The 4,157-nt window shown below is 53.3% G+C and carries 4 protein-coding genes and 1 pseudogene; 1 reads left to right on the top strand and 4 read right to left on the bottom strand.

The features are described from left to right. From ACR0K5_RS24925 to ACR0K5_RS24915, 3 genes are all read right to left on the bottom strand, one after another. Positions 1–385 (bottom strand): hypothetical protein (locus ACR0K5_RS24925; protein ID WP_480632203.1); only part of this gene is annotated, 385 nt, incomplete at its 3' end. A gap of 3 nt (positions 386–388) precedes the next feature. Continuing rightward, positions 389–2,317, bottom strand: coding sequence for a tetratricopeptide repeat protein (locus ACR0K5_RS24920; protein WP_480632202.1), 1,929 nt, complete (start codon positions 2,315–2,317; stop codon positions 389–391). Between the two features lie 217 nt (positions 2,318–2,534). Further along, entirely contained in the window at positions 2,535–2,873 is a 339-nt protein-coding gene (locus ACR0K5_RS24915) for a hypothetical protein (protein ID WP_480632201.1), read from the bottom strand. Between the two features lie 201 nt (positions 2,874–3,074). On the opposite strand from ACR0K5_RS24915, the gene ACR0K5_RS24910 reads away from it, so the two are divergent. Continuing rightward, the gene (locus tag ACR0K5_RS24910; RefSeq protein WP_480632200.1) at positions 3,075–3,581 is read left to right on the top strand and encodes a hypothetical protein; all 507 of its coding nucleotides are present in this window, start codon (positions 3,075–3,077) and stop codon (positions 3,579–3,581) included. Between the two features lie 93 nt (positions 3,582–3,674). On the opposite strand, the pseudogene ACR0K5_RS24905 reads toward ACR0K5_RS24910, so the two are convergent. Then, positions 3,675–4,073: pseudogene (locus ACR0K5_RS24905) on the bottom strand (DDE-type integrase/transposase/recombinase); the annotation flags it as partial. Between the last annotated feature and the right edge of the window lie 84 nt (positions 4,074–4,157).

Raw genomic sequence — 4,157 nt, 5'->3', positions numbered from 1 at the left:
CATGCTGCGTGGGCGCCGCCGCCTCGGCCATGCAGGATGTCTCAACCTCTGTAAAGCTGTTATAGTCGCGTCCGGTGTTTTCGAAGTCCGCGATCTCCTCGTCTGCTCGCAGTGGCTCCTTGTCCTGTGCAACGTCCGTTTCGGACGCAGAAACCCCTCCGCTTGCAGGCGCGGCCAGATTGGCCAGTTTCTCTTCCGCCAGGCCTTTATAGATGGGGCAATCCGGGAAGGTACTGACAAAGGCCTGCAAGACCGAAACAGAGCCGCTTTCCTTGACATCCGCCCACATCAGGCGCGCTTCGCCGCAAGTTGTGCCTTCTGCCTGCACCGCCAGCGGTATGATTGCTGTCGCCGCCACCATCGTCATGTAGTTCAGTGGTCTCATTTCTCAGTCCGCCTCCGACAGGTTTTCAAGCTTTTCAAGCGCTGCGGCTTCTACCGCACGTTCTGCGCGAGAACACGCAAGAAAAAGATCTGCTTTGCAGCCCTCGAGATAATACGGGGCAGCTTCAACCAAGTTTCCTTCAGCTTCCAATATCATTCCTGCCGACATCAGCGCACCGGTTTCGCCTGCGTTAGCCGCGTATCTCAACATTGTGACAGCAGCGACAGTGTTGCGCTCGACATGGATGCCTTCAATATACATTCGCGCCAACCCCATGTAGGCTCCGGGATCGATCTCTGTCATTTGATTGTTCCAGCCCTCACGAAACTCGACGGCCGTATTGAACGCTTCAAAAGCCAACGCAGCGTAATCATGATCGAACACTGTTCGGTTCAAGTAAAACTGCCCCAACGCGGTCATCGCTCGGCTGAAATCCGGATGACGTTCTTGGCTTGTTGCCATTTTCAGGTACTGTTCAGCTTTCTCTTCGTCGGAAAGGTCATTCGACAGATCTCCATAGTACTCCCCCAGCCAGATCTGAAGATCGACGTGACGTGCAAAAATTGCCGCCCGTTCAAACAGCTCCAGTGCCTTGGCCTCGCTTTGCGGAACACCTAACCCCTCCCAATACAGATCGCCCAACGCTTCCATGCCCAACCCGAACCCTGCTTCGGTGCTTTGCAGGTACCAGTCTGCTGCGTTTGCGTAATAGCTATCTGCCTCATTCAGCTTTCCCAGCACATACATGGCTAAACCGGTTCCATGTCGCACCTGTTCCATTGCCAATTCGCGTGCCTGTTCATATTCGCCATCCGCCATCAGGACTCGCGCCAGGATCGCGCCGATTTCGGGAAGGAAAACGCCGCTTATCCGGCGCGCATCCGAGCAAATGGTCAATGCGCTGGGTATGTCGAGATCCTGGTCCCTGACTGCGACGGACTTCAGGTCCCAAAACTGGGTTGGTGCCCCTGCTGCTTGCATGCAGGCCATTTCGGCTTCGTTAAATGGAGGTTTCAAACCTCTGGACTTGAGTAGCGCCACATAGTGCAGCCCTTTGTCCGCGTCAGGCGCAACCTCACCATGGCCGTCCAGATAATATGTGGCGAGCGTTCTTGGCCAATCGCCATCCAACTGATCGACCATACCTTCCATGATCTCCACGGCCCAAACAGCGTCGAATTCAGAGTTTTTCGGATCGCTGATCAGAGGAGCAAGGTATTTGCCCGTGGATTCACGTCCAGCCCGATAGGCGCGTGCCAGATAAGCCGCAGCTTCGTTTTGGGCGGCCTGGTCAGAAGCGGACTGAGGATTAACGGCCAGGGTAATGCCATAGTCGGCCATTGCCGGTGCAAACCCGTCATCGGCCAGTTGTTTCATCAGTTCTAGACCTTTGCCCATGTCCCGCGCCACCCCTAGACCGGCTTGATATGCCACAGCATTTTGCCGGCGCGCCTCATGGTTTCCTGCGGCCACAGCCTCTTGCAACAGGTCAAAGGCCGCTTCGAAATCTCCCAGTGCGGACTTGACACGAGCCAGCCCCGTTGCTCCGTCTCTTAAGGAATTGTCCAGTTTTGGATCGGCGGCAACGAGGCACACCTCAAGCGCCTTTTCAGGTTCGAACTCCTCAGGTGAGACTTTTTCGTAGGCCGGGTGCTGGCCGTCTCCCGCGGTGAGCGTCAGGCACTTGTCCATCTCCGGAACTGCTTCGCGGGTGCGTGTCGGCTTATCAAGATTCTTTGTAGTGATTGGCCATGTTGATCCTGCGGTGGCCCCCAATGCGACCAGACGGTCGTTCGCCAAAGCAGAGTAGACAGCGCAATCGGAATAGGCCGATTGAAACCCTTGCAGAACAGTGACTGACTGCGAGGATTTAACGTCCGCCCAAACTTCCCGTGCTTCCGAGCAATCAGCGTTTGCGGGATATGAAAACATCATGCTGATCAAAAACACGGCATGAGGTAATGGTCGGGATTTCATTTGCTTGGCCATCAAGAAAAGGAACTCTCCCAATAGAGGTATGGTGGATAGCGGCAGTATCGTGGCAATTTATTCCGTCTCACGACTTTAGTTCTTCCATATGTTCGAATTAACAAATGAATAAAACGACGAACTGTTTATCACATGTGCAATTTGACACATGGTGGAATATTCAAAAGAGATGAGGGGCAAGTCGGGCAAGAGTAGCCAATTGTTGAGCTCCGTCGAACTCGTCAGGTTCAGTACCCTTCGGCCCTTGCCACGCGGCCGTAATCGACCAGTTCGCCCGATAAGATTTGACGGAGCTGATGATGGTTTCTTCGGCAGTATCGCTTGCATTTGGACAATCGTCGAAACCGGGTTGCCACTGGCAGCAATCACAGATTGTTTCCCCGATCCGTCCGCCGTGCTTAAGGTAGGCAGGCGTATCCGAGTACCCCGCGAATCCACATACAGGGCACAAAAAAAGCCCCTTGCTGTCCGTGACATTGAAAACGCGGGCGTCATCCATGGGTTGTAATTACATCAATCACATTACTGCTGCAAACACTGGTTTTGAGGGTTATGTTGTCGAAATATGCCGTGCTTCCTCTTGGAGCGGTTGTGTCGCGAGGCTTTGACTAAATTAAAGTCAAAATTGCTATTGATTTGAAGCGGCCTCTTTGATTGTCACTTAGCGCCAAGTGTTTTTTAGATCCAAGAAAGGCAAACAATGAAAGATTTTCTCGCTATCACAGGCGCGATGGCATTGGTTTCGTCGAACGCAATGGGAATGGATGCTGACAGGCAAGCAATTGTAGCTGCCCCGGTCGAGAGCTTTGTAAACGCCGTTGGCTGCTCAGAGACCGATGCGTACCAAGAAATGTTGACTGCTGAACTTGGAATAGATGACATGGATATCAGCACGTACATTGCCTTTCCAATTGTTGATATAGGCTGCGAGGGTGGAACAGGAACAAGCGCGTTTATGCCAGTCGTAGTTCGTGTTCCGGAGTACCGCCCGTCTGTGGCCCACGTCGATATGTGGGCAACCGCAGACATTAATTTTGTCGGTTTGCCAGCTCGCGGTTTGATCTCAGTAGAAGCGCTTTCCAGCAATCGCATTCAAATTGTCGGAAAAGAGTTCGCTGAAAGTGATCCGAACTGCTGCCCGTCGAAACTAGTTGACCGGGTTTACAGATGGGAACATGGCGGGTTTTGGCTGCCAGAATTTGACTAAAACGCTGCGGCACTGGTGCATTAACGTACTGTCTGGGCCTACGACGTTGCCAAGTTGTTTGAGAACGGTTGAAAAGCGCTGTGGACGGCGCGTTCAGGAGGTTAACTCAAGGGCATAGCCATTCCAAAGATCGTGTGCATCCGATCGAGCGTGGCGGTAGGAGATAGCGGGGAGGTGATAGCGGCAGGGTCGGAACATGATGTTGATCTGGTCGTGAGCGGAAAGGAACCACTGGGCCTGCCTCGGAGATTTGAAGCGGCCCATTAGATTTTCGCGTTTTCGGGTCGGCCGGTGCGATCCTTCAATGCGATTATTCAACCGCTTGTGCGCTCGGTGGTCAGCGGTCGGACATAGTTCTCTAATCGGTTTGACGTAACTGCGTAGGTTGTCGGTGACGATGACACGCGGTTCGCCGAACCGGTCGATCAGTCGGTTTAGAGGACGCCTGGCGGCTTTCGCATTGCGTTACCTTTGCACCAGGATATCTAGGGTCAGGATGCATTGATTTTCGTTGTGCCACGTGATTCACGTTTTGAAAAACGGAGCGGTGACATGAGCGACCTTTATTGGCTGACC

The sequence above is a fragment of the Ruegeria sp. AB9 genome (assembly GCF_056542585.1).
This window is presented reverse-complemented; position numbering and strand designations above follow the sequence as displayed.

Bases quoted from the DNA above. Each gene is read 5' to 3' on its own strand.
- ACR0K5_RS24915 (WP_480632201.1), bottom strand. From the start codon at position 2,873: ATGGATGACGCCCGCGTTTTCAATGTCACGGACAGCAAGGGGCTTTTT.
- ACR0K5_RS24920 (WP_480632202.1), bottom strand. From the start codon at position 2,317: ATGTTTTCATATCCCGCAAACGCTGATTGCTCGGAAGCACGGGAAGTT.
- ACR0K5_RS24910 (WP_480632200.1), top strand. From the start codon at position 3,075: ATGAAAGATTTTCTCGCTATCACAGGCGCGATGGCATTGGTTTCGTCG.